This window comes from Microbacterium daqui, from assembly GCF_050408675.1.
In the GTDB taxonomy this organism is placed as follows: domain Bacteria; phylum Actinomycetota; class Actinomycetes; order Actinomycetales; family Microbacteriaceae; genus Microbacterium.
Genome location: NZ_JBNTKF010000009.1, coordinates 65,545 through 90,002 on the forward strand (window position 1 = coordinate 65,545; position 24,458 = coordinate 90,002).

22 protein-coding genes are annotated in these 24,458 nt (G+C 60.7%); 10 read left to right on the forward strand and 12 right to left on the reverse strand.

Features of this window, described 5'->3' with window-relative positions; translation table 11 throughout:
- Positions 1-48: 48 nt before the first annotated feature.
- The 4 genes from ACQUSY_RS07675 to rfbA all read right to left on the reverse strand — a co-directional run bounded on the left by ACQUSY_RS07675 (position 49) and on the right by rfbA (position 5,543).
- Positions 49-2,166 (reverse strand): acyltransferase family protein, encoded by a 2,118-nt coding sequence (locus tag ACQUSY_RS07675; RefSeq protein WP_428903897.1) that lies wholly within the window; start codon positions 2,164-2,166, stop codon positions 49-51.
- 97 nt (positions 2,167-2,263) lie between these two features.
- Positions 2,264-3,679: a sugar nucleotide-binding protein gene (locus ACQUSY_RS07680; RefSeq protein WP_428903898.1), complete on the reverse strand. Its 1,416-nt coding sequence runs from the start codon at positions 3,677-3,679 to the stop codon at positions 2,264-2,266.
- On the reverse strand, positions 3,676-4,674 hold the full coding sequence (gene rfbB, locus ACQUSY_RS07685) for a dTDP-glucose 4,6-dehydratase (RefSeq protein WP_428903899.1): 999 nt from the start codon (positions 4,672-4,674) through the stop codon (positions 3,676-3,678). Before rfbB ends, ACQUSY_RS07680 begins: the two co-directional genes overlap by 4 nt.
- Entirely contained in the window at positions 4,671-5,543 is an 873-nt protein-coding gene (gene rfbA / locus ACQUSY_RS07690) for a glucose-1-phosphate thymidylyltransferase RfbA (RefSeq protein WP_428903900.1), read from the reverse strand. Before rfbA ends, rfbB begins: the two co-directional genes overlap by 4 nt.
- A 154-nt stretch (positions 5,544-5,697) precedes the next feature.
- Here rfbA and ACQUSY_RS07695 point away from each other — a divergent pair, with 154 nt between their 5' ends.
- The 5 genes from ACQUSY_RS07695 to ACQUSY_RS07715 all read left to right on the forward strand — a co-directional run bounded on the left by ACQUSY_RS07695 (position 5,698) and on the right by ACQUSY_RS07715 (position 10,727).
- Positions 5,698-6,660 carry a glycosyltransferase gene (locus ACQUSY_RS07695; RefSeq protein WP_428903901.1) on the forward strand — a complete coding sequence of 321 codons (963 nt, stop codon included), beginning with the start codon at positions 5,698-5,700 and terminating at the stop codon, positions 6,658-6,660.
- Between the two features lie 127 nt (positions 6,661-6,787).
- A complete protein-coding gene (locus ACQUSY_RS07700; RefSeq protein ID WP_428903902.1) occupies positions 6,788-8,800 on the forward strand; it encodes a hypothetical protein in 2,013 nt (670 codons plus the stop codon).
- 37 nt (positions 8,801-8,837) lie between these two features.
- Positions 8,838-9,566: a glycosyltransferase family 2 protein gene (locus tag ACQUSY_RS07705; RefSeq protein ID WP_428903903.1), complete on the forward strand. Its 729-nt coding sequence runs from the start codon at positions 8,838-8,840 to the stop codon at positions 9,564-9,566.
- Positions 9,566-9,967, forward strand: a complete 402-nt coding sequence (locus tag ACQUSY_RS07710; protein ID WP_428903904.1) for a DUF2304 domain-containing protein — start codon at positions 9,566-9,568, stop codon at positions 9,965-9,967. Before ACQUSY_RS07705 ends, ACQUSY_RS07710 begins: the two co-directional genes overlap by 1 nt.
- Complete coding sequence (locus tag ACQUSY_RS07715; RefSeq protein ID WP_428903905.1) at positions 9,960-10,727, forward strand: glycosyltransferase; 768 nt, start codon at positions 9,960-9,962, stop codon at positions 10,725-10,727. The genes ACQUSY_RS07710 and ACQUSY_RS07715 overlap by 8 nt, the downstream gene beginning before the upstream one ends.
- On the opposite strand, the gene ACQUSY_RS07720 is transcribed toward ACQUSY_RS07715, so the two are convergent.
- Both ACQUSY_RS07720 and ACQUSY_RS07725 read right to left on the reverse strand, forming a co-directional pair.
- Positions 10,724-11,623, reverse strand: coding sequence for a glycosyltransferase (locus tag ACQUSY_RS07720; protein WP_428903906.1), 900 nt, complete (start codon positions 11,621-11,623; stop codon positions 10,724-10,726). The two genes, ACQUSY_RS07715 and ACQUSY_RS07720, sit on opposite strands and share 4 nt — an antisense overlap.
- Positions 11,616-13,550, reverse strand: a complete 1,935-nt coding sequence (locus ACQUSY_RS07725) for a DUF6541 family protein (protein ID WP_428903907.1) — start codon at positions 13,548-13,550, stop codon at positions 11,616-11,618. Before ACQUSY_RS07725 ends, ACQUSY_RS07720 begins: the two co-directional genes overlap by 8 nt.
- 168 nt (positions 13,551-13,718) lie before the next feature.
- Here ACQUSY_RS07725 and ACQUSY_RS07730 point away from each other — a divergent pair, with 168 nt between their 5' ends.
- The 3 genes from ACQUSY_RS07730 (at position 13,719) to ACQUSY_RS07740 (ending at position 16,632) form a co-directional block, all read left to right on the forward strand.
- Positions 13,719-14,978: a polysaccharide biosynthesis protein gene (locus ACQUSY_RS07730; protein WP_428903908.1), complete on the forward strand. Its 1,260-nt coding sequence runs from the start codon at positions 13,719-13,721 to the stop codon at positions 14,976-14,978.
- Between the two features lie 63 nt (positions 14,979-15,041).
- A complete protein-coding gene (locus ACQUSY_RS07735; RefSeq protein ID WP_428903909.1) occupies positions 15,042-15,905 on the forward strand; it encodes an ABC transporter permease in 864 nt (287 codons plus the stop codon).
- On the forward strand, positions 15,889-16,632 hold the full coding sequence (locus ACQUSY_RS07740; RefSeq protein WP_428903910.1) for an ABC transporter ATP-binding protein: 744 nt from the start codon (positions 15,889-15,891) through the stop codon (positions 16,630-16,632). Before ACQUSY_RS07735 ends, ACQUSY_RS07740 begins: the two co-directional genes overlap by 17 nt.
- Positions 16,633-16,681: 49 nt before the next feature.
- Here the strand turns inward: ACQUSY_RS07740 and ACQUSY_RS07745 are convergent, their stop codons facing one another.
- The 6 genes from ACQUSY_RS07745 to ACQUSY_RS07770 all read right to left on the reverse strand — a co-directional run bounded on the left by ACQUSY_RS07745 (position 16,682) and on the right by ACQUSY_RS07770 (position 22,399).
- Positions 16,682-17,782, reverse strand: a complete 1,101-nt coding sequence (locus ACQUSY_RS07745) for a glycosyltransferase (protein WP_428903911.1) — start codon at positions 17,780-17,782, stop codon at positions 16,682-16,684.
- A 23-nt stretch (positions 17,783-17,805) separates the two neighbouring features.
- Positions 17,806-19,224 carry an LCP family protein gene (locus ACQUSY_RS07750; RefSeq protein WP_428903912.1) on the reverse strand — a complete coding sequence of 473 codons (1,419 nt, stop codon included), beginning with the start codon at positions 19,222-19,224 and terminating at the stop codon, positions 17,806-17,808.
- Complete coding sequence (purE, locus tag ACQUSY_RS07755; RefSeq protein ID WP_428903929.1) at positions 19,221-19,688, reverse strand: 5-(carboxyamino)imidazole ribonucleotide mutase; 468 nt, start codon at positions 19,686-19,688, stop codon at positions 19,221-19,223. The genes ACQUSY_RS07750 and purE overlap by 4 nt, the downstream gene beginning before the upstream one ends.
- Positions 19,689-19,816: 128 nt before the next feature.
- Entirely contained in the window at positions 19,817-20,944 is a 1,128-nt protein-coding gene (locus tag ACQUSY_RS07760; RefSeq protein WP_428903913.1) for a 5-(carboxyamino)imidazole ribonucleotide synthase, read from the reverse strand.
- A gap of 66 nt (positions 20,945-21,010) precedes the next feature.
- A complete protein-coding gene (locus ACQUSY_RS07765) occupies positions 21,011-21,556 on the reverse strand; it encodes a PH domain-containing protein (RefSeq protein ID WP_428903914.1) in 546 nt (181 codons plus the stop codon).
- Positions 21,557-21,619: 63 nt separating this feature from the next.
- Entirely contained in the window at positions 21,620-22,399 is a 780-nt protein-coding gene (locus ACQUSY_RS07770; RefSeq protein ID WP_428903915.1) for a biotin--[acetyl-CoA-carboxylase] ligase, read from the reverse strand.
- A gap of 111 nt (positions 22,400-22,510) precedes the next feature.
- Between ACQUSY_RS07770 and ACQUSY_RS07775 the strand changes: the two genes are divergently transcribed.
- On the forward strand, positions 22,511-24,100 hold the full coding sequence (locus ACQUSY_RS07775) for an acyl-CoA carboxylase subunit beta (RefSeq protein WP_428903916.1): 1,590 nt from the start codon (positions 22,511-22,513) through the stop codon (positions 24,098-24,100).
- Complete coding sequence (locus ACQUSY_RS07780) at positions 24,097-24,315, forward strand: acyl-CoA carboxylase subunit epsilon (protein ID WP_428903917.1); 219 nt, start codon at positions 24,097-24,099, stop codon at positions 24,313-24,315. Before ACQUSY_RS07775 ends, ACQUSY_RS07780 begins: the two co-directional genes overlap by 4 nt.
- The last annotated feature ends 143 nt before the right edge of the window (positions 24,316-24,458 follow it).

The following is a 24,458-nucleotide window of genomic DNA, read 5'->3' on the forward strand; positions in this document are numbered from 1 at the left end:
CAGCCTGTCAAAGCAGTGAGTGTCTAGGAGCCCATCCACAAACCGCCGCTACGGTGTGGACACCGACGCGATCTGATCGCGCAACGGTTCCACGAGCCTCATTCCGAACAGCCGGCTGACGTGGTCGTGGTCGAAGTAGACCGGTGTCCCACCTACGGCCGCGTAGCATGCGGACGCATCACAGAATTGGTTGGTGAGGTCCACGAATGTGACGCGGTCGCCCAGGGCGGTGACTGCTTGAACAATCGGGTCCTCGGGGAGCGCTTGGTCGATGGGGACGCCGCAATCCGTCGGCGCATCGCTGTTGAACGTGAGGCAGTCCGCAGAACGTACTTGAGCGTTGAGGGGCACGTCACGGATCGGCACGACCGTGATTCCTGCGTCTGCCCAGGAGCCCCACGTCGCAACCAGCCCCTCGGCCATGAGCTCGTTGCTCGACGAACCGGAACCATCGTCGACGACGGCCTGACGAGCCGCCATCGATGTGAAAACGATGTCGGGCGTGGTGCTCAGCAGTAGGTCACTGAGGCCGGTCGCCCAGTTGCGGCATCGCTCATAGTCAACGGGACCCCAGGCGTTACCAAAACCGATAAATGGCACTGAGGCCGCCGGACAACCGGCGAACGTGGAGATCGTGACCCGCCATCCGGATTCTCGGGCCAGCTCGAAAATAGGGGCCTGCCATTGCTCGGCGTGGGAATCTCCGACGAGCCATACATTCAGCGCGTCGTCTCTGCCGCCGGAGAAATCGCACTCGCGGGTCGTGTGACGATCATCCAACGCGAGGGTCGCGGTGTAGTCGCCGCATTCGGCGGCCAGAGCGTGATAGGCATCGCTCGGATCGGCCACAGGATTCGGAACCAGCGTGCTGGGATCGCATTCTGCCGTGCCACCAATAGCGACGCCGTCTGTGCACATGATTCCCGATGTGACCGTGTTTTCTTTGTCATGGGCGATCTGATCGATGCGCGCTTGGCCCGCTTGACCAATCCCCCACGCCATCGAGCACACCACCGCCATCATCGCGGCCATACCCACGAACGCACGCCACGGCGCCTTCCACACCCGCGCTCGTTGCGCGGGAACTTCAACGAGGCGACGTGTCGCCCACGCGACGACGAGCGCGAGCGCGAGGAGCGCGAGGCGGTCAAGGGGGCCGAGGTCGTCACCGATGATGAAGGGCGCGACGACGATCATCGGCCAGTGCCACAGATAGAGGGAGTAGGAGATGTCGCCGATCCACTGCACCGGGCGCAGGGACTCCAGGCCGCCAATGATTGGGATGGGCGAACGGGCGCCACTGCCCGCCCAGATGACGAAAGCGGTGGCGAGCGTGGGGACGAGCGCAGCCCAGCCCGGGTACGGTGTCGTCGGACCAAACGCGAGGGCGCTGAACGCGATGCCGCCGTACCCCAGAATCACCATCGCAGCGGCAATCTTGTTCGGCAGCACAACGCTCGACAGCAACGCAACGGCGGCGCCGACGCCGAACTGCCAGACGCGAGTAAACGTCACAAAATATGCCTGCTGCGGGTTCGACGCGGTGTAAACGATGTTCAGCACAAAGCTCAGCACCGCCACCACGCCGATGACGACGGCCAGCTTTTTCGCCAGCGATTGACGCGGCGCGATCTGGCCGAGCAGAAGTGCTCCGCCCACCAGCAGGAGCGGCCACACAAGGTAGAACTGTTCTTCGACTGAAAGTGACCAGTAATGCTGCACCGCACTGGCTGCAGAGTTGCTCGCCATGTAGTCGACGGCGAGGGCGGCCAGCACCCAGTTCTCGACATACGCCGCGCTTCCGGCGGCTTGAATGGCATTATCTGGCCAGCGGGTTGGCGGCAGGAACACCCATACGGCGATCAGCGTGACGATGAGCACGAGAATTGCCGCGGGCAGGAGCCTGCGAATACGACGCGCGTAAAAGGGGGCCAGGCCGACGCGACCGGTCGCTTCAATTTCCCGGGCGAGATGGCCGGTAATGAGGAAGCCAGAAATGACAAAGAAGATATCGACACCGACGAAGCCGCCACCCAGCCACTCGGGCCACAGATGGTTGACAACAACAGCGCCGATCGCGATCGCTCGGAGCGCTTGAATATCGGCGCGGAATATCGTCGGCGTCGTGGCGCGTAGCGCGCGCCGGGGGGATGCAGTCTGAGTCATTTGAGGAATTCCGCTGCAGAATCCATGCGCTAGTCATAACAAGTGAACGGGTGGGCGCAGCACCCACACCGTAGCTTTCGAGACCACCAACGTCTCGCTATGAAGTCGAAAGATAACCGGTGAGGAGTGTTTTCATGTCCCCCGTGACGAATCCGGTGCCCTCGATTTTGGCGAGGTTGAGGGTGGAGTTGTGTGGTCGGGGGGAGATTGGGGTGGTGGCGTTCTTGAAGTATTCCGTGGTGGTGATGCCGGTGACGCGGCTCGGGTCGTGGCCGGTGAGTTCGAAGACGGTTCGGGCGATGTCGGCCCAGGTTTGTGGTTCGCCCGTGCTGGTGAGGTTGTAGGTGCCGTAGGCAGCTCGTGTGGTGAGGAGGTGGTTGATGGCCGCTGCGATGTCGGTCGTGAACGTGAGGCGGCCGGTTTGGTCATTGACGACGTTGGGGTTGATGCCGCGGTCGGCGAGGGATGCCATCGTTTTCACGAAGTTGTTGCCGTCTCCGATGACCCACGAGGTGCGGAGGATGTAGTGGCGTGGCGCGGTGGCAGCGGCGATTTCGCCGGCGGCTTTTGTCTGCCCGTAGACGCCGAGCGGGCTGAACGGGGTGTTTTCGTCGTACGCTCCGGAGACTGTTCCGTCGAAGACATAATCGCTAGAGATGTGGACGAGGGTGAGGTTGTGTGCTGTGGCGATCGCGGCGAGCTCAGCTACGGCTGTCGCGTTGATCGCCCAGGCTGCAACGCGGCCCTCTGGTGTTTCCGCAGTGTCGACCGCGGTGTAGGCCGCGGCGTTGACGATGGTGTCATAGTCTTGCCAACGTCGCGCGTCGCGGAGGCTGCCTCCGGTGAGGTCGATCGCCTCACGACTCGCGAACTCAACATCCGTGCGGTCGGCCCAGAGGTCGCGCAGGGCCGTGCCAACTTGACCGTTCGCGCCGACCACGAGGGTCTTGCGGGCGGGGATCGGGGTAACGTCTGCGAGGCGCGGGTGGTTTCGGTCTTTATCGCTGATCTCGACCTGATCCAGCGGAATCGGCCACGCGATATTCACGGTTTCGTCGGCCAAGTTCAAGAACGAGTACTGCGCGTCGGGCGACCAGTGGTCGTTCACGAGGTACACGTATGCGGTGTTTTCCTCGAGCGTCTGGTACGAGTTCGCGACCCCGCGGGGCACGAAGATCGCGACCGAGGGGTCGAGCTCCGCGGTGAACACGGCACCAAACGTGGGACCCTCGCGAAGATCAACCCAGGCGCCGAAGATGCGGCCCGTCGCAACTGAAACGAACTTGTCCCATGGTTCCGCGTGAATGCCGCGCGTGGTTCCGACGGCGTCATTGAACGAAATGTTGTTCTGCACCGGTCCGAAATCGGGTAGCCCCGCGGCAACCATCTTCTCGCGCTGCCAGTTCTCCTTGAACCAGCCACGCGAATCCCCATGGACAGGTAACTGCATCAGCAGCAGCCCGGGGATCGTGGTTTCGGTCGTGGAAAGCGGCTGAGAAAACTGGATACTCACTGTCCCTGCTTCGCGTAAAACGCTTCGGTGGCGTCCTTCGACGGCGCCCACCAGGCCTCGTTGTCGCGGTACCACTGGATCGTGGCGCGCATGCCGGCCTCAAAATCATCAAACTGCGGCGCCCACCCCAGCTCCGCACGCAGCTTCGTCGAATCGATCGCGTACCGCAGGTCGTGGCCGGGACGGTCGACAACGTGGTCATACGCGTCGCGCGGCTGACCCATCTCTTCCAAGATCAGCTCGACAACATCTTTATTGTTGCGTTCGCCGTCAGCACCAATCAGATACGTCTCCCCCAACACGCCCTTCTCCAAAATCGTGAGAACGGCCGAGGAATGGTCATCGGCGTGAATCCAGTCACGCACATTCTGACCCGCACCGTACAGCTTCGGACGAATCCCCCGGATCACGTTCGTGATCTGACGCGGAATGAACTTCTCGACATGCTGGTACGGGCCGTAGTTGTTCGAACAATTCGAAATCGTCGCCCGCACACCAAACGACCGCACCCACGCACGCACCAGCAGATCGCTGCCCGCTTTCGTCGATGAATACGGTGACGACGGGTTATACGGCGTCGACTCCGTAAACCGCTGCGGGTCATCCAACTCAAGGTCCCCGTACACCTCGTCGGTCGAGATGTGGTGCAAGCGCGTGCCATGCTTCCGCGCCGCTTCCAGCAACGTATACGTGCCCACAATATTCGTGTCCAAGAACGGGCGCGGATCATTCAACGAGTTATCGTTGTGCGACTCCGCCGCGTAATGCACCACCGCATCCGCGTCGGCAAACAGCGAATCCACCAGCGCCGCATCCGCAACATCACCCTGCACAAACGTGAACCGCGACGCATCTAACCCAGCCAGCGAGTCCACGTTTCCGGCGTACGTCAGCTTGTCGAGCACGGTCACAGAATGATCCGTGTGCTCCAACACATGGTGCACAAAATTCGAACCAATGAAACCGGCACCGCCGGTCACCAGCAGACGACTCATCCCTGACCCCGCTCCAACAATTCCAACAGATACGTGCCATACCCGCTCTTCACAAGCTTCTCGGCACGCTCACGCAACTCATCATCCGTCAAGAATCCGCGCCGCCACGCGACTTCCTCCGGCACACCAATCTTCAACGCCGTACGACGCTCCATCGTACGAACGTAATCCGCTGCATCCGTCATCTGATCAAACGTTCCGGTATCCAACCACGCCGTCCCACGCGGCAACACCTCAACCTGCAACTTGCCCCGCCGCAAATACTCCAAGTTCACATCCGTGATCTCGTACTCACCCCGCGGACTCGGCCGCAAGTTCCGGGCGATCTCAATCACATCGTTGTCATAGAAGTACAACCCCGGAACCGCGTAATTACTCTTCGGAGAGGCCGGCTTCTCCTCCAACGAAATCGCATTCCCATCCGCGTCAAACTCCACCACACCGTACGCCTGTGGCTCCGACACCCAATACGCGAAAACAGCACCACCATCAATGTCAGCAAACCGCTGCAACTGGCTACCCAGTCCCGGGCCATACAACAGGTTGTCGCCCAACACCAGGGCAACCGAGTCATCACCAATAAAGTCAGCACCGATCGTGAACGCCTGCGCCAGGCCGTCCGGAGACTCCTGCTGAGCAAACGAAATGTTCACCCCAAACTGCGACCCGTCCCCCAACAACCGCTCAAAATGCATCGCATCATGCGGCGTCGTGATCACCAAAATGTCGCGCACACCCGCCAACATCAACGTCGACAACGGGTAATACACCATCGGCTTGTCATAAACCGGGATCAACTGCTTCGAAACACCCAACGTAATCGGATGCAACCGCGTACCCGAACCACCCGCAAGAATAATGCCCTTCACAGCACCAATCGTCCCACACTCGGCCAGCGCACGCTTGAACACACGCCCAATTGGCTCGGCCGACATCGCGAACGTGCGGGGTTTGCACTGCAACGATGATTATGATCGTCCCAGTCGCAAGTCCCCAGCGACCGCCAACGACAGGAGAACGGCTTTGACAGTTGCCGCCGTCATGACAACTTACAACCCGTCCCAAAAAACCGTCGCAAATGCAGCCCGGATTCGGCCCCAAGTTGACGCGTTGATCGTAGTTGATGATGCCGGCGATACCGGGGATGAAGTGCTGGCCACGCTAGAGGCGGCTGGCGCAATTGTGCTACGCCAACCGACCAATGGCGGTATCGGTGCGGCGCTGAACCGCGGAGTGAATCTCGCTCTAAGCATCGATGCGAAGTTCATATTGACGTTCGACCAAGATTCAACGATTGCTGACGACTACGTTGCCAGCCTCATCGATGCGTACGATGCAGGGCGCAAGCATGGCGCGATCGGCTTCGTAGCGCCGGAGTTTTTCGGATCGGTGCGCCAAGGTTTCGAGTCGAAGCAACATAGCGACCTGCTCGTTACACAAAATGTCATTCAATCTGGGATGCTAATCCCCGCCGAGACATTCCGGAGCGCGGGCCTCTTCGACGAGTCTCTCTTTATCGACCTTGTTGACTACGAGTATGAGCTCCGGATACGAGCGCTAAATCTGCTTGGGATCGCGGCACCCGGGATTACTTTCGTGCACGAACTCGGAACACTCTACGAACGGAGGCTGTTCGGCTTCCGTCTATCGCTTCCTGGCTTGGGTTCGACCACAACCTATAGCACGCCCTTCAGATACTACTACCGAGTGCGAAACCGGTTGGTCATCAATCGCCGCTACAAGCGACACGAGCGCTCGACGATTCGTCGTGACACTTCAATCGATTTCATCCACTTCTTATTCGCCCTTCAGACCGCCCGGCCACGGCGCACGCTATGGCGCGTAATGCGCGCTGGCTGGAAAGCGGCTCGGAAGAATGAGATGGGTCGGATGCCGGCAGCACTCATGAAGGAAGCGCAGACCACGCGTTGGAGCGCCCCTCGCGTTGTGAGTTCGACAGAATCGAGCCCGCAGACCTCACACTAGGACCTCGTAATCTGGGCCGCCTCTCCGTGTCGCGACGAAGTGAATCTTGCGAGCCGTGCAGAATAGGGTTGTGTCCCAGACCTCTGGCCCCCGTGCCCCCAGAAGCGCCAGGCGCACTCTCGTCGCTATGCTTCTCACCGCGTTGACGATGTCCTATTTCGCTTTGCCGGCCGCGGCTGAGCCTCACACTTCTGCGGCAGCGGTTGCAGGCTCCGCCGCCTCGAATCTCGGCGCAACCGTATCTCCAGCCGCGAACCTCGGCAACTTCCGGGCCGGGAACATCATTTCTGATCAGGTTTTTTTCGACTCGTCAACGATGTCTACATCACAGATCCAAAGCTTCTTTGAATCGAAGGTCAAAACTTGCCGTACCGGGTACACATGTCTCAAGGATTTCAAGCAAAATACGCCAAACCGCGCAGCTGACAGCTACTGCGATGGCTACACCGGCGCCTCGAATGAGTCGGCGTCGACGATCATCTACAAGGCAGCAATCTCGTGCGGCATCAACCCGCAAGTTCTCGTGGTCATGCTCGAAAAAGAACAGAGTTTGGTGAGCCACACCTGGCCAAGCGGTTGGCGTTACGACATGGCGCTAGGCCAAGGCTGTCCTGACACCGCACCATGCGACCCTGCATTCTCTGGGTTCTTCTACCAGATTTACGGCGCGGCCCGTCAGATGCAAATTTACGCAGAGGGCAAATGGTTTACCTGGTATGCGCCAGGAAAGACCTGGAACATTCTCTACAATCCCAATACCGCTTGCGGATCGTCGCCCGTGTACATCGAGAACAAAGCAACGGCAGCGTTGTATTACTACACGCCCTACCAGCCCAATGCCGCCGCGATACGCGCAGGGTACGGCACAGGCGACTCCTGTTCCGCATACGGAAATCGCAACTTTTACAACTTCTTTGAAGACTGGTTCGGTTCTACCCAGGCACCCAGCAAGATCACCGCGAATTTGGCTCAGTCGCCTTCGGGTGCGATCTACTTGGTGACCAACGGAACCAAGCACCATATCGCCGATTGGGATCTCTACATTTTGTATCGCAATCGCCTCGGCAACCCTGTCGCCGCGACCGACGCAGCGCTGAACGCGCTGAGCACGGGGGTCAACGCCAGTCGGTACGTTCATGACGCGAGAACCGGAACGCTTTACCTCCTGGAGGCGGACGGAACAAAGCACCGGTTCCCAACCGCGGACGCCGTGACGCGGTTTGGCTACGCGTTCGCCGACTACATAAACCTTACTGCTAATCAATCTGACGCATTCCGCACCACCAGCGCCGTGAACGACTACTTCGTTGAATACGGCAAGGGTGACATCTACAGGTACGAGAACGGTACAAAGCGCCATGTCGCTAACCCCCTGGCCTGGCAGAGTATCGGGGGCGATTCAATCGGGTACGTCGCTTCAATGAATTCGAGCGGCTTCACCAACATTCCAACCGGGGCGCCTATCCTCGCGCCGTCTACATTGGTAACTTCGTCGGCGACAACCGAAGTCTTGGTCACCGGCACAGGAGCGGAAATCGCTTACCTCACGTCCTTCGGCCTTGCCCACGACGCCGGGATCTTCGCTATCAGCAGCGTCGCGCCATCGACATTCTCACAGCTAACAAAAACCAGTTCCGCATTCTCCTCGGTTATGACGTGCAAGAACGAAACATACGTGGTTGGCGGCGGCAAGCTCAATAGGACAGACAACCCACAGCCCGGCGCGGCAGCCCTGGCCGACTCCATATGCGCATCGCTCGCACCGAAGGCCGCCCAAACCACAGGCATGATTCTGATCCAGGTCGCAGGCTCGCCAAACATCTATCTGTTGGAGAACGCACGCGTGCGCCATGTGCGCACACTCGAGCGCTTGCGTGAAATCACGGCCAGCGGTGCATCGGTCATGCTTGCTTGGTCTCAAGACACACTCAAGGGAACTCCCGTCGGGCCCCCGCTGCTCGGGGATGGCTCTTTCGTATCTTTCAGTGGCCCCGAGGTCTATTGGGTATCGGCCGGAGAATTGCGTCATGTGACGACCCCGCAACTGCTCACCTCTCTAAATAACGGGGCTTGGCCACGCATCGAGAATCTGCCCGCCGAATTCTTGAAGAGCTATTCAGTCGCTGACCCTGTCCGATAGATCGTATTGCCAGACGAGGCGACCGTAGGATGAGTAAATGATTTCGTTGGATCGCATTCTGGTGATCGTGCCTGCATGGAATGAGGAGCCGAACATCGCTCCGACAATTTCGGAGATTCGCCGCGCGCTTCCTCATACGGAAATCCTTGTCGTGGACGACGGTTCGAATGACGCGACGGCGACTGTCGCGCGAGACGCTGGTGCGGACGTGCTCGCGCTCCCCTTCAACATGGGAGTCGGCGGTGCGATGCGTGCCGGTTACGTCTACGCATTACGTCACAACTTCCTCGCCGCGATCCAGGTGGACGCGGACGGGCAACATAACCCATTGGATGTGCCGAAGATCATTGCGAAACTCGATGAGGCGGATATTGTCATCGGAGCGCGGTTTGCTGCGGAAGGCGACTACAAGGCACGGGGCCCCCGCTGGTGGGCGATGCAATTTCTCGCCTCCGTGATCTCGCGGGTAGCGAACGAACCTTTGACTGATGTCACGAGTGGCTTCCGGGCCGCAAACCAAAAGGCGATTGCTCAGTACACGCGTTATTACCCTGCGGAGTACCTGGGCGATACAATTGACAGCCTCGTCGCGGCAATACACTCCAACCTGAAGGTGACCCAAGTTCCGGTGGCGATGCGCGCTCGCGTACACGGCACTCCGTCACAGGGGTTTATTGGATCGGCCATCTACCTTTTCCGTTCAATCATGGCCCTCGGGCTCGCCGTGATTCGACGGCCCCGACGACGTAATCAGGAGAGCGCGTAATGGTGATCGGAGCGATCGTACTTTCAGCGGTGCTACTCAGCGGAGTGTTCATTCTCCTATTACGGCGACAGCTCCGGGAGAAGTATGCGATCCTGTGGATCATCATCGGTCTTGCAGCACTAGTTCTAGGGCTCGTCCCTGGCTTGCTTGGAGCGATTACCGAAGCATTTGGGTTTCAGGTTCCGGCCAACCTGCTGTTCACGCTCGCGATCGTGCTCCTGCTGGGGGTGAGCCTTCATCTCAGCTGGGAGTTAACACGCTCGGAAGAAAAAGTTCGTCGCTTGGCCGAAGAGGCGGGAATCGCCGGCCTCGAGCGGGACAAGATTCTCGATCGCCTTATAACGCTGGAGCAGCGCGCCGAAAACGATGGCTCCGGTCAAACGCGCGGTTTCCATGAGTGAGGGTACGCTGAGCGACACCGTGAGCGTCTGCGTCGCAACTTACAACGGCGGGAAGTATGTCAAGCACCAGCTCACTTCGATCTTGGATCAGCTGGGGCCGGATGACGAGATCATCATCGTAGACGATGCGAGCACCGATGACACGGTAGCCATTATCGAGCGCATGGGTGAGCCAAGAATCTCCGTCACTCGCAACGTGTCCAACCTCGGCTACGTTCGAACTTTCGAAAGGGCAGTTTCGCTCGCGCGAGGTGACATTGTCTTCCTGTCCGACCAAGACGACGAGTGGATGTCTGGACGGGTCGGGGCCATGTGCGCGGCACACCAGCGAGGGGCCGTCGTAGCGGGTAATTTGGTGCTTCTCGGCAATGATGCTCCGCTACCTCACCCCATCACTCGCAGGCCGTGGTACCTGACGCGACCGTCTTCCCGGCACACGGTACGCAACCGGATCAAGGTTCTGGGCGGAGTTGCGCCTTACTTTGGGTGCGCAATGAGCATACGTCGTGAGTTTCTCGATGTCATATTACCTTTCCCCGAGCGACTTACGGAGTCGCATGACCTGTGGATCGCCATCGCTGCCAATACAGCGGGTGAAATGGTGCACTTGGGTACTCCAGTTATTCGTCGCCGGCTACACGACAGCAACGCATCGCCGTCACGGCCACGCGGCCCTGCCGCGGTACTTCGCGCACGGCTAATGCTTGTGGGCATATGCATGGACGCCATCGTCCGAGTGAGGCGTATACGCCGCCGCTAGTACTTGAGAATGTGGGCCCAGACTGCGCGACGTCCGGCTCTTGTTCCGCGAAGGAGCACGGTGGGCAGTAGTGTGACCGCGTGTGCTCGTGAGAACCATCGCGCCCGCGCAATCCGTGCGGTTTTCTCATACCCCACCCCGCGCGCCAAGTCAGCGGCCAAGGCAAAGTATTCTCGCTCCTGCATGAGCCTAGTTCCGTTCAACAACGTTGCCTGCGACGCACTCTCGTTGTGACGCCGATACTCGAACGCAACGGAGGTGTCGTACACGAGCATTCCGCCGTCGAACGCAACGTCCATCAATAACGCGAGATCTTGAATAACTAGGAGCTCATCGCGAAAGTCGATTCGTCGAGCGGTCTCGACCCGTAGCGCTAGGGAGGGCCAGTACAACCAATTGCCACGGATCAAGCTGTTGGCCATCGCTTGTCCGACGAGCTTGTGACGCCCTTCTGACCGTGGCGCCAGAATAGATTGCTTCACCCGATCCACAAGCGGCATGGATCGCTCGCCGGCTGCATCAATCACATCGATACCGGTCTCAATGACATCGGCATTCGGGAAGGCATCGATGGCAGAGAGCACGGTGCGTACATAATTTGGCTTGAGCCGATCGTCGGACCCAAGCACGGTCACGTGAGATGCGGTCGCCCCAGCGATCGAGCGGCGAAAGTTCTCCGTAATTCCCACGTTCTTGTCGTTGCGCCGGTACGTCACACGCGGGTCTACGATCCGTGCGAAGTATGGTGCCACCATGTCAGAGGGATAACAGTCGTCAATTACCGTCAACCGCCAACGATCGTCATCCTGGTTCAGCACGCTTTCGACGGCCTCAAACAGGAAGGACTCGTCTCCCCAATACGGGATAAATATATCGAGGTACTGTGAGTCAGTCACAACCAACCACCTCGTACAGGCGTGCATCGCCTTCCTCGTCGACGAGTTCGACGGCGTCCGAGTCACCGAGGCTATCGAACCCTTCGAACGGGTGAGAACCTCCGTTAACTTCTTGTGTGCCGAAGTCGAGCACGTAGCCAACGTTCTCGCGCCCCACTGCCTCGCAGACGGCGCTTCCTGGCGTCGCCTCGTCGAGACTGTCGAGGATTGCGTCAATGTCCTCGGTGTAATCCATAAGGGTGTGGGGCATCAACACCGGCCTGTCGGCCAACGCATAAACTAGTCCGGCTCCCGTCCACGAGCTGCCTGCAACACGAACATCCTCATCAACGAGGTCTGGAATCCGTTCAATGAGCGCCAACTCATCGGCGGTTAATAGCGGTGAATGCACTGCGAAACGGTAGTTCGCTTGGGCCGCAGCCAACGACTCGCGAATATTGATGACCTGCGGCAGCGCGACAGTGACGACCGCGAGGATGGATGCGACCGCGACGATTACGCTCGAGCTGGCCCGACGCGTGTCGAGCCTAGCTCTCAACCAAGTCCACAGCGAGTCTCCGCCGATCGCCGCAAGCGGCACCCACGCGATGGGAAGAAGCGCTGCCAGGCGTGGCGCATTGTTGTACCAAGCCCCGGTCAGAATGTCGCGTATCGTCCAATACGGCAAGCCGCTGACCACGATGTAGAGGCCAGCCGCACTGATGAAGAGTGCGATCGCAAGATCGCCGGTCAGCGAACGCCGCCGCAAAGCGGTCACGAGCCCCGCGATGGACAGCACCAGAATCACAATGTTCACAGACTGAGACCACGGCGAACCGGCGAGCACTTCGCCAAGAGCCTGCCCCATACTTTCCGTTTGGCCCCACGTTCGAGCAGCTGCCGGCGGTCGAAGCACATACCAGGCGGCAACCGCCACGCCCGCGTACAGCACCGCGCCGATCAGCGCGATGTTTCGCTGACGCTTCAGAGGGCTCGCGCGAAGGAAGCGAACGAACGCGAATAACAAAACAACGGAGCCGAATACCAGCAGAGCAACGAATGCCCCGGGGTGGGCGATCGCGATTCCGGGAATACTGCCCACCACGGCGACGATTCCTGTTCCCATCCCCGCCTCACGCGAACCCGTAGTGATCGCGGCCAGCGTCGCCAGCACGGCCGGCAGGAGTGCGAGGCCAGCCAGATAGGGGTAAAGCACGCCATAATCTGCCATCAACAAGGGGAAGGCTGGTGCCCCGACGGCGACCGCCACCGCAGTGACCGCTCCAGCCGTTCGCCCCCCTGCCAACACTCGTGCTAGAAGTAAGATGCCAGATGGCCAGGAGAGGGTCGCGAAAAAGAGCAGAATGGCATTGGATGCCACAGGAATTGACACCCCCGTCAACTGCACTACCAGCGCACCCAACGCATGCCACAGAGATGGGTAGAACGGTACGCCGCCGGTTGGCGCGCTGGTCATGGTTCCCACCCATAACGGGGACGCATTCGCGGTGTCAAGGATGTATCGAACCGCATTGAGATGGAAAACGTTGTCGAATGTCTGGGAGATGTTGGTGGGCGAGCCAATGAGAATGATGAATTGCGCGGACAGAATGACGGCGGCAACGACGACCGCAATCGCGTACGGCGAACGCGCACCGTTGGAGGGTGCAATCGCCCGGGGCGGCTGCCCAAGCAGGAACCGGCGGATGCCCGCGCACACGAGAATGACGGCGAGGAATGTGACAGCGACGGGGATGATCGACCAACGCATCCCCACGAGTCCGGCAATCAAGGTACTCAGGCCGACCACAGAAGCTCCCGCGGGAAAAGCGAGCGCCCAGCGCCATGCGCCATGCAGGCCAAGTACTGCCGCGATCAATAAGCCAGGGGCTAAAATGACCAGCGCGACAACCGAAGTTGCCGTCGCGAGTGCAATCCAGTCGCTCATGCTAGCGTCCTATCCGTGATCAGTTCCCATGCGTGACGGGTTGCATGATGAAATCAACACCGTGTTGCCGCGCGGATTCTCCATTTCGGGAAGCGCCACGCGGCGACCTCAGTCTATCGATGTCGCCTGCGCGGTCCGTGAGCGCGAAGCGCAGAAAATGGAGTATGCATGACTGTTCGCCTGCGATCCGGCGCCTCCATGGTGACCAAGCTCGGCGGCTTCACGCTTCCCGTCATGCTCAGCGCGGCCATCGGAGTTGTCACTGTTCCGATGTTGCTGGCTTCGCTCGGTGCAGATGCGTGGGGGCAGGTTTACCTTGCGCAAGCCGCTGGGCAAATCGCCGGGGTACTTGTCTCATTCGGCTGGGGCGTCACAGGTGCCGCGATGATCGCCGGCACCAGCGTGAGCAAACGCAGAGCAATGCTCTTCCAATCGTTGCGGATCCGTCTAGCGTTGTTCGCGACTATCGCACCATTCGTCGTCCTCGGGCTACTGCTACTGACGCGCGGGGACATCGTGATCTCTGTTCTCGGGGGGCTGACGTACCTCGTACCATGGCTCGGCGCTAGTTGGTATTTCATCGGCGAGGGAAGCCCGTTGCGCCTCCTCGTTTTTGACACGATACCCAATGTGCTGGGCACGGTCATCGGCGTCATCCTCGCCGCCTTGACCGGGAACACCGCACTGTTTCTCATCTTCCAGGCAATTGGATACCTGGCCGGAGCAATTGGCGGGACGGCAATTGCTCTTCGCGGCCAGCCGCGTGCGGAGTGGGACACTTCCGGCGTAAAGCACTGGCGCCGAACTCTCGTTGATCAGCGTTCAAGCGTCATCACGAGCGCAACCACGACGTTGTACACCAATGTTCCCTTGCTCGCTGTTCAGCTGTTTGTTCGCGAACTTCAGCCCGTGTTCGCGCTCGCGCACATGATGTACAAGTACTCAATCGTGGTATTTACGCCGATTCAGCAATACTTTCAGAGTTGGGTCCCTCAAGATAACAAGCTGCTCCAATCGCGCGCACGCTTCGCAGCAATCTCAGCCACCTCCATCGCGGTCATGGGCGGTGCACTACTGGCGATTCTCGGCCCAGCCCTCGCCCAGTTGCTTGCACCAGACGCAGTCGTCCCGCTCTCCTTCTCACTCACGCTGCCCTTCGGCGTCGCGGTTGCCGCCGTCGCCGCGAACTCGGTGATCGGGCTCGCGTGTCTCGTCGCGTTCCGGAAGATAGATGCCATCGCAAGGGCGACAGTCCTAGGAGCGGCCGTCGGTGTTCCATCCGCCATTGTCGCCGCGGCATTTCAGTCGCTCGCAGCTGTGGCTTGGACATTTGCCGCCGCCGAAGTTCTCGTCTTCATTCTGTACGTCACGACGTTGAGCCGCACTCTCACGCACGAAAGGAGCGTCTCAGACACCAACTCACTATGATGAAAGGACGTTCTGACCCGAAGAACGTTCGGAGGTGAAGGACAGGCTGTGCCCGATGCAACTGTGAGTGATACCAAATTGGTGTCCCCAGGCGGCCAATCAGGTTTGATCGACGTCTTCAAACGCCGTTACCTGCTCAGCCTGATCATTAAGAAAGAAGTGGGGCTGCGCTACCGCGGTTCGCTCTTCGGCTGGCTGTGGTCGTACGTCAAACCACTCATTCAGTTCCTTGTCTTCTTCTTTGCCCTCGGCGTGTTCATGGGAATGAACAGGGCGATCGAGTTCTACCCGATCTACCTGCTCGCGGGCATTACCGTCACCACCTTCTTCAATGAAGCGTTCATGAACGGTACGCGCTCACTCATCGACAACGCCGCGCTGATCAAGAAGATCTACTTCCCGCGCCAGATGTTCCCGATCGCGTCGACACTCGTCGCCCTCGTGAACACCATCCCGCAGATCATCGTGGTCGCGATCATTGCCGTGTTCTTCGGCTGGACACCGTCGTTTGCCCACATCGCCGCGCTCTTCATCGGCCTCATCATCATCATCCTGTTGGCTACCGGCCTCGGCATGCTGTTCGGAGCGATCAATGTGACGTTCCGCGATGCCCAGAGCTTCGTGGAAATCATCACCATGATTTCGGTGTGGGCTTCCCCCGTCATGTACAAGTGGACGATGGTGTCGTCGGAAGTGCCGAACTGGCTCTTCCAGATTTATCTCCTGAACCCCATCACCGTTGCTGTTGAGCTGTTCCACTACGGTCTCTGGATTCCGCTCGGCCCGACGACCAACGGCGTGCCCGACACCACAATCCCCGAGCTTGGCATGCACGCCCTCATCGCTTTTATCGTCTCGCTGGTCATCGTTATTTGCGGCGAACTCGTCTTCCGCCGTCTGGAGGGTCGTTTTGCCCAAGACCTCTAAGTCCACGCTCCCCCGCATCGTGGTCGATGACGTTCACAAGTCGTTCCGCCTACGCCACACGCACTCGATTAAAGAGACCGCGATGGCGGCGATCAAACGCAAGAAACTGTCAAGCGACTTTCACGCCCTCAATGGCGTCTCGTTTGAGATCGGCGAAGGCGAAGCCGTTGCGCTCATGGGCTTCAACGGGTCTGGCAAATCCACGATGCTGAAGATGATCTCCGGTGTCATCTCACCCGACACCGGCAAGGTACAGACCCGTGGTCGCGTCGCCGGCCTCATCGAGGTTGGCGCGGGCTTTCACCCCGACCTCTCCGGCCGCGAAAATATCTTCCTCAACGCCGCCATCCTCGGCATGAGCAAAAAAGAGACCGAGGACGCCTACGACTCAATTGTTGAGTTCAGCGAGATCGAGCAGTTCATTGACACCGAGGTCAAGCACTACTCGTCGGGTATGTTCTTGCGGCTCGCGTTCTCTGTCGCGATTCACACTGAGCAAGACGTGCTGCTGATCGACGAAATCTTGTCGGTCGGTGACGAACCTTTCCAGCGCAAGTGCATCGCGCGTATTCGTGAGATGAACGCCGCTGGTAAGACCCTCGTTGTGGTCTCACACGACCTCAATATGGTCGCGGACCTCTGCGAGCGCGGCATCGTGCTGCGCGACGGCAAGGTACGCTTCGACGGCGACTCTCATGAGGCCGTCGCTGTGATGCGCGACCAATAAGGGCTGCGGAACCATCACAAGCACCGCATTGACGTGCGGCTCGTGACGCCTAAAGCTCGGCGTGCAACTGCCAAACTTGCTCGGCGGCGCTTTGCCAGGAGTACGCCCGCCCACGGTCACTCGACATCACGCGCAAGCGCTCAGCTTCTTCGTCAACAGCACGCCGCACGGCGTCTTTCAGATCGGCCGCTGCCACCAGAAGACCACCGTCTGACACCACTTCGCGGTGCAAATTGCTGTCTGTCGCAACGACCGGCAACCCCAAGCGCAACGCTTCAACTAGGCGCCACGGCCACGCCACCCGTGACCCGGCAAAGACCGCAACGTCAGCCTGCGACATCACCGCGGCACGGTCTGCCGCATCGAGCGCGCCACGCACGTGCACGTGACGCTCCGGAATACCAGCCGCAGCCGCCATATCGGCGATCTGTGGTTCCGTGCCCTCCGCGGCACCCAAAACAACAACGTCACGGTCGCTCGTGACGGCGCCAGATGCACCCACAAGCGCCGTTTCAACATCATCACGGGAGGCACCGTCAATCGGAACCACGGCGAAAGCGGCGGGAATCTGCAGGTCGCGCAAGCGGGCTGCGCCGTCGCTCGGAACCACGAAGTGTGATGGTGCGGCACCCGCGATCACGCGAATGCGCTCACCAAAGTGATGCAAATCGTGAAGCTTTTCGGCGAGTGCGAAGGTCGGAACCACGATGGCGTCCGCGTGCTTGGCCGCACGCTTGAGCATCGCGCGCGTCCACATCCGCTGGGTTTTCGACATCGATGACTTCGATTCCCACGCGTCGTAGGTCCACAGCGTGACAACCGTCTGGTCACCGCGGTTGGCGCGGTCGTGACGCACAAGCGGCGCCATGAGCGACGGCGAGTGGATGAGCCCACCACCCACGGTGCCGGCGATACCCATTTGCCATGCAGCAGCGAGTTCGCGACGTGCAAGCCCGACCGACTGCGCTTCACGCAGACCGGAGAACGAAGAGGCGAGATGTTCGTCACCGCTCGGCACAATGGCCGCGACGTCACAACCGCGTGGTGGTGCGGCGATGAGGGCATGCAAGAGGTCGCCGCTGGCCTGCTGGAGGTCAGTGTCAGTCGGTGCGACCAATTGGTCGGCAACGAAGCGAAGCGTTACACCCATACCGCTTATGCTGGCGCACGCGCCTAGCCTTCACCACCCTCTTCTTCTGGCACGACGGGGTGCAGGGTGTCGTGAATGAGCTGTTGGATCGCCGCGTAGTCCGGGTAGTCCGGGTCAACGAGCGGCGGCACCAGTTCGATCGACGTCATTCCCAGTTGCTGCGACTTCTCGGCGATGCCGGCAAGCTTCGCGAGCAGGCCCTTCGGAATGTCCGTGCTGACCAGGTCGCTACCGGCCTTGGCAATGTCTTGGAAGCGCAACAGCACCGTCTGCGGGTCGAACTGCGCGAGAATCGCGGCCTGCAGCTCACGCTGACGCTCCATGCGGTCCCAGTCGCTCGTCGTATAGCGCGAACGCGCGTACCACTGCGCAGTATCGCCATCCATGCGCTGCTGGCCGACCTCAATCCAGCCGATCGCCCACTCATCGGCGCTCTGGCCCTCGTATGCCGGGCCACCACCCTTTGGCAGCCGCTCTGTCACGTTGATCTCAACGCCGCCGAGGGCGTCGATGAGGTTCGCGAAGTGGCTCATATCGATGAACGCGTAGTACGGAATCTCAATGCCAAGCACACCCTCAGCGGCGTCCTTGGTTGCTTCAATTCCCGGGGTGGAACCATTGGCTTCCGCATCGGGGTAGAAATCAGCACCATTGCGGCACAGCGTGAGCTCCGTATTGAGCTGGTTGATCTTGCCTTCCCAACCACACTCTGCGTCAGCGTGGCCCTCGTAACCGTTCGGGTACATGTCGGCCATCGGGCCCGGCGCAAACGGCACGTTCGGCATATCACGCGGAATACCGGTGATCGTCACCTGACCGGTCTCGGCGTTGACTGACACCACCGAGATGCTGTCGAATCGCATCGAATCGCGGCCCTCGCCGCTGTCGGCGCCGAGCAGCAGGATGTTGTAATACCCATCAACGGGATCGGCAACCGGCCCATCCTGGAAGACGTCGTCCAGGGTCTCACCGGTGACACCCACGATGTTGGCGGCGTACAGCGCCCCGCCCGTGCCGGCAGCCATCAGCACAACCGCCAGTCCGGCGATGCCAAACCGCGCTCCGCTACGAGCGCGCACAAACTTCACGAGGCGCAACGTATCGATCGCCAAAACGAGCCACAAAATCGCGTACGCGATCATGATCACGCGCGCGACGTACAGCAGCCATGTCTGTTCCAGCACGATAAACAGCCAGTCACGCGCAAAGAAGAAAATACCCAGGCCCGCAAGCGCGAAGAACCACAGCGTCAGCGTCGCCGCGAGGGCGACGCGGCCGAGCTTGCGGTTGCCTGCCAACACCTGCGCCGAGCCCGGAATCAAGAAGCCGAGCAGTACGAGCCACCAGCCGCGCCGCGTCATAACGGCTTCGCTGGTGGCGTCGGGGTAACGCATCGGCTTCGTCGAGCGTGCGACGTTTTGGCCGCCGCGGGCAGCCATCATAGGGATGCCTTGAGCCGCGCGTTTTTCTCTTCGACCTGAGCCTCAAGTTCGCGGGCGTATGCTTCGATGCGGTCACCGATCGCCGGGTCGCTGGCGCCGAGAATACGGGCAGCAAGAAGCCCGGCATTCTTTGCACCACCGATTGAGACGGTCGCGACCGGAATTCCTGCGGGCATCTGCACGATCGACAACAGCGAGTCCATACCGTCGAGAAGAGCGAGCGGAACCGGCACGCCGATGACAGGAAGTGCGGTTACCGAGGCGAGCATGCCGGGAAGGTGTGCCGCGCCGCCAGCGCCGGCGATGATGACCTTGAGGCCACGTGCGCGTGCCTGCGTGCCGTATTCGTGGAGCTTCGCGGGCGTGCGGTGTGCCGACACGACCTCGACCTCGTGTGCAATGCCGAACTCGGTGAGGGCAACGGAGGCATCAGCCATCACGCGCCAATCCGAGTCGGAGCCCATGACGACTCCAACGAGCGGCGATTCAGACGAGTGCAAGGGTTCAGTCACCACTCCAGGCTATTCGGCTGGCCTGGAAATTTGCCCGTGCGCCGCGCGCCTTTTCCAGCGAATGGGCCGAAAAATTACCGTCAGGCGAAGAAAGTCTTCGCCGCGCGCGCGGCCGCGAGGATCGCATCAGCATCAGCGCCGGCGGCGTTGACGTGACCGACCTTGCGACCCGGGCGGGGCTCCTTGCCGTAGGTGTGAATTTTCACACCGGGTTGCGCGGCCATCGCGGCGCCAAAGCGAGACTCGAGGGTCTCCCCCAGCGGCCCACCCAAAATGTTCAGCATGACGGCGTTACCGGCCGTCACCGTGGTTCCGCCCAGGGGTAGGTCCAGCACGGCACGCAGGTGCTGTTCAAACTGGCTCGTGACCGCACCGTCTTGCGTCCAGTGACCGCTGTTGTGCGGGCGCATCGCGAGCTCGTTGACCAGAATGCGGCCGTCACGAGTTTCGAAAAGTTCAACGGCGAGCATGCCGGTCACGCCAATACCTTCGGCGATAGCCACGCCAAGCGCTTCGGCCTGCGCGAGCAACTCGGCGCTGGCACCAGGTGCTGGTGCGAGAACTTCCGAACAGACGCCGCCTTCTTGAATCGTCTCGACGAGCGGATAGGCAACGACCTGACCGGAGGGGCGACGCGCCACCTGCTGTGCCAGCTCACGCGTGAAATCAACGAGTTCTTCGACGAGGAGTGCGCCACCGCGAGCATCTTCCGCGAGCGCCGCGAACCAATCATCGGCGCCGTTCGCGTTGTCAACGACGCGAACGCCCTTGCCGTCGTAACCGCCGCGGGCGGTCTTCACAACGGCGCGGCCACCGTGCGCATCAAGAAAGGCGCCGAGTTCGGCAGCGTTCGTGACGGCCGCCCAGTCGGGCTGCGGAGCGCCGAGCTCGGTCAACCGCTGACGCATATCGAGTTTGTCTTGAGCGAACCGTAGCGCGTCGGCTCCGGGGTGTACGGCAATGCCTTCTGCGGCCATCGCTCGCAGCACCTCTTGCGGCACGTGTTCGTGGTCAAACGTGATGACGTCAACGTCGCGGGCAAAGGCGAGCACGGTGTCAATGTCGCGGTAGTCGCCGACGGCCGTCGCAGCGAGCGCCGCAGACATGCCCTCTTGTTCGGCAAGAACCCGAATCTCAACGCCCAGCTCAACGGCTGGGGCGATCATCATTCGAGCCAGTTGTCCGCCGCCAATGACACCTACACGCATGTACTCTCCTTCGCTCCCCTCTATTGTTCCGTATGAACGGCACGGTGTTTCACCGTGAGGTAGCGACTAGACGGCGTACGGGAGTGCCTGCGCGTCGCGGTGCGCCAGAATCTGGTTGATCTCGACCTGGTCGACGAGCACCTCGTGAATGAGTCGTACGTTCGGCACGTTGCGCAGCAGCATGGGTGCTTCTGCCCCGTTGGAGAGCGAAATGTTGCCCGCTCCCCACAGCCGCTGTAGCGGGCCGCGCGTCACCGTCATGGTGTAACCGCGAGCGTGGGTGAGTTCGGTGCGGCGATGCATGATCAGCCCGGTCGTCGTGATGACGCGTCGGGTCGTGATCGTGTATCTGCGACTCAGCCACACCAGAAACGGAACAATCACGAGCAGCAGCACAATGGTTCCGGCTGCCGCCCACAGCATGATGTTCGTGAATGGCTCCGGCATGTTGTCGGTGAAGAACCCGGTGGCCCCCGCCACGGCGATGAGAATCAGGGCGCTCAGAAACAGTCGCCGAATCTGCCCGCGAAAGCGCGCGATCAGGTGCTCCTGCGAGGGAGTACCGGGGGGTGGCATCGATGGCCGCCCGCCAATCGTGCTGGGCTGGGTCACGCTCCCATTGTGGAGGAGGTGTGCGACATTGGTCTTCGCCTCGCCGCAAGGTTCAGCGATCTATCAGCGCACGTGCACGACGTCACCGGCGGATACGATGCGCAACTCACCGTCTGCGACAACCTGCAGGCGCCCATCATCGTCGATTCCGGTGGCGTCGCCCGTGTACTTATCTCCGCCCGGCAGGTGAATGGTGACCACTTTGCCAATGGTGGAGCACACGGCGACAAATCGATCACGCAGGCCCGAAGCAACCGCGTCACCGTCATGGTCGCGCAGGGCCTGGAGCTCTGCCGCAATGCGCCCGATGTAGTGCGACACCAGCAGATCGAGGTGGGCAGGTTTGCCCTGCATCGCAAAGCTCGTCGCTGTCTCGACCGGCGCTTGCTCTTCGGTCATCGCCGTGTTCACGCCGCTGCCCACGACGATTGCTCCAGCGTTCGGACTCATTTCGGCGAGGATGCCGCAAATCTTCTTGTCGCCTACGAGCACGTCATTCGGCCACTTTGCTGACACCGCCGTGCCGAGCTGCGCGGCGATCGATTCGGTCATCGCGAGTCCGGCGATCAGGGGCACCCAGCTTCGAGCGGCGGGCGGAACCTCGGCAGCGCGCAGCAGCACGGAGAGCGCCAGCGAAGTTCCCGCGGGGGCTTGCCATGACCGGTCAAGTCGTCCGCGGCCGGCACGCTGATCATCGGTCAGGAGGATGGACAGATGGGGCCAGGCGCTCGCGTCGGCGCTGTGTGCGAGCAGGTCGGCGTTTGTCGATCCGGTGCTCTCCACCACCGCAATATGCGGTGTGTGGGCCGCCGTGAGGAGGAAATCTGTCGCGCTGATAGCCATGCGCTCACCCTACGCCGAACGCCAACTCCGGAGAGGGTGAACTAACGATTCGTGAAGTCGTTGTCGATTGTCTCTAACGAATGCGGTGAGCCCGCCGGTAGGGTTGAGTCCGTGACGGACACGAACGACCTTTTCACGACAGCTGGCAAGCTCGCAGATTTGCGCGCTCGATACAACGAGGCAATCGTTGAACCCGAGAAGTTGGCGCAGGAGAAGCAGCACGCCAAGGGCAAGTTCTCTGCGCGTGAGCGCATTGAGATGCTGCTTGACCAGGGCAGTTTCGTCGAACTCGACGAATACGTTCGTCACCGCACCACCGCCTTCGGCATGGACAAGTCGCGCCCCTACGGTGACTCAGTCGTCACTGGTGTCGGCACCATTCACGGCCGCACCGTTGCCGTGTACTCGCAAGACTTCACGACATTCGGCGGCTCGCTGGGCGAGGTCACCGGCGACAAGATCATCAAGGTGATGGACTTCGCCCTGCGCAGCGGAATCCCGATCGTCGGCATTCTCGACTCCGGCGGCGCGCGCATTCAGGAGGGCGTGCTCGCGCTCAGCAAGTACGGCGAGATCTTCCGCAAGAACACCGCGGCTTCGGGTGTCATTCCGCAGATTTCGATCATCATGGGTCCCGCCGCCGGTGGCGCTGTCTACGGCCCCGCGCTCACCGACTTCGTGATCATGGTCGACAAGACCAGCCAGATGTTCGTCACCGGCCCCGACGTTATCAAGACCGTCACCGGCGAAGACGTGGGCATGGAAGAGCTCGGCGGCGCTTACACGCACAACACCCGCTCGGGCGTTGCACACTACCTCGCCTCGGACGAAGACGATGCGATTGACTACGCTCGCACCCTGCTGTCGTTCTTGCCTGACAACAACCTGTCGGAGGCACCGACCTACGCGTCGGAGTTCACGTGGGAAACGACCGACGAAGACCGTCTGCTGAACGCGATCATCCCCGACCAGCCGAACCAGCCGTACGACATGCACGAAGTCATCGGCCGCATCGTCGACGATGGCGACTTTATCGAAGTGCAGCCGCTGTTCGCCCCGAACATCGTGATCGGCTTCGGCCGCCTCGAGGGTCGCACGGTCGGCATCATCGCCAACCAGCCGTCACAGATGGCCGGCACGCTCAACATTGAGGCGGGCGAAAAGGCTGCCCGCTTCGTGCGTTTCTGCGACTCGTTCTCGATTCCGATCGTCACGCTCGTCGATGTTCCCGGTTACCTTCCGGGCACCGACCAGGAGTGGACCGGCGTTATCCGCCGTGGCGCAAAGCTCATCTACGCGTATGCCGAAGCCACGGTTCCGATGGTCACGGTCATCCTCCGCAAGGCCTACGGCGGCGCGTACATCGTGATGGGCTCGAAGCAGCTCGGTGCTGACGTCAACCTGGCATGGCCCACGGCCGAAATCGCCGTCATGGGCGGCCAGGGTGCGGTCAACATCCTGTACCGCAACGATCTGCGCAAGGCTGAAGAAGCCGGCGAAGACGTCAACGCTGTGCGCACGCGCCTCGCAAACGAATACACGTACAACGTGACGTCGCCTTTCCTCGCCGCTGAGCGTGGCGAGATTGACGGCATCATCGAGCCGGCGCAGACTCGAGTCATGATTGCAAAGGCTGTGCGTGCCCTGCGCGGCAAGCGCGTCGAAGGCCCGCAGAAGAAGCACGGAAACATTCCGCTGTGAGTGACGAGCCTGCCCTGTCAATCGCGGTAACCCGCGGCACACCGACGCCAGAAGAACTGGCGGCGGTGATCGCGGTGATCTCCGAAACGTACGCCGCTGAGGTTGAAGACGCGAAGAGCGAAGACAAGCCGGAACCATCGGATTGGATGCGCACGCGCCGCCAGATGCGTCGTGCCCCCGATCGCAACGTCGGTTTCGGCTCCTGGGCCCGGTAAGCCTCACCGAAAAGCGCTTCGACGCGCCCGAGAAACGCCAAAACCGGCCGTTTTGTCCCCCAAAGTACCTACAGACAAACCCTGCCAGGGCGTCGCATACTGAAAAGGCAAACGCAATGCGTTAGCCGGACTGCACGTCCCAG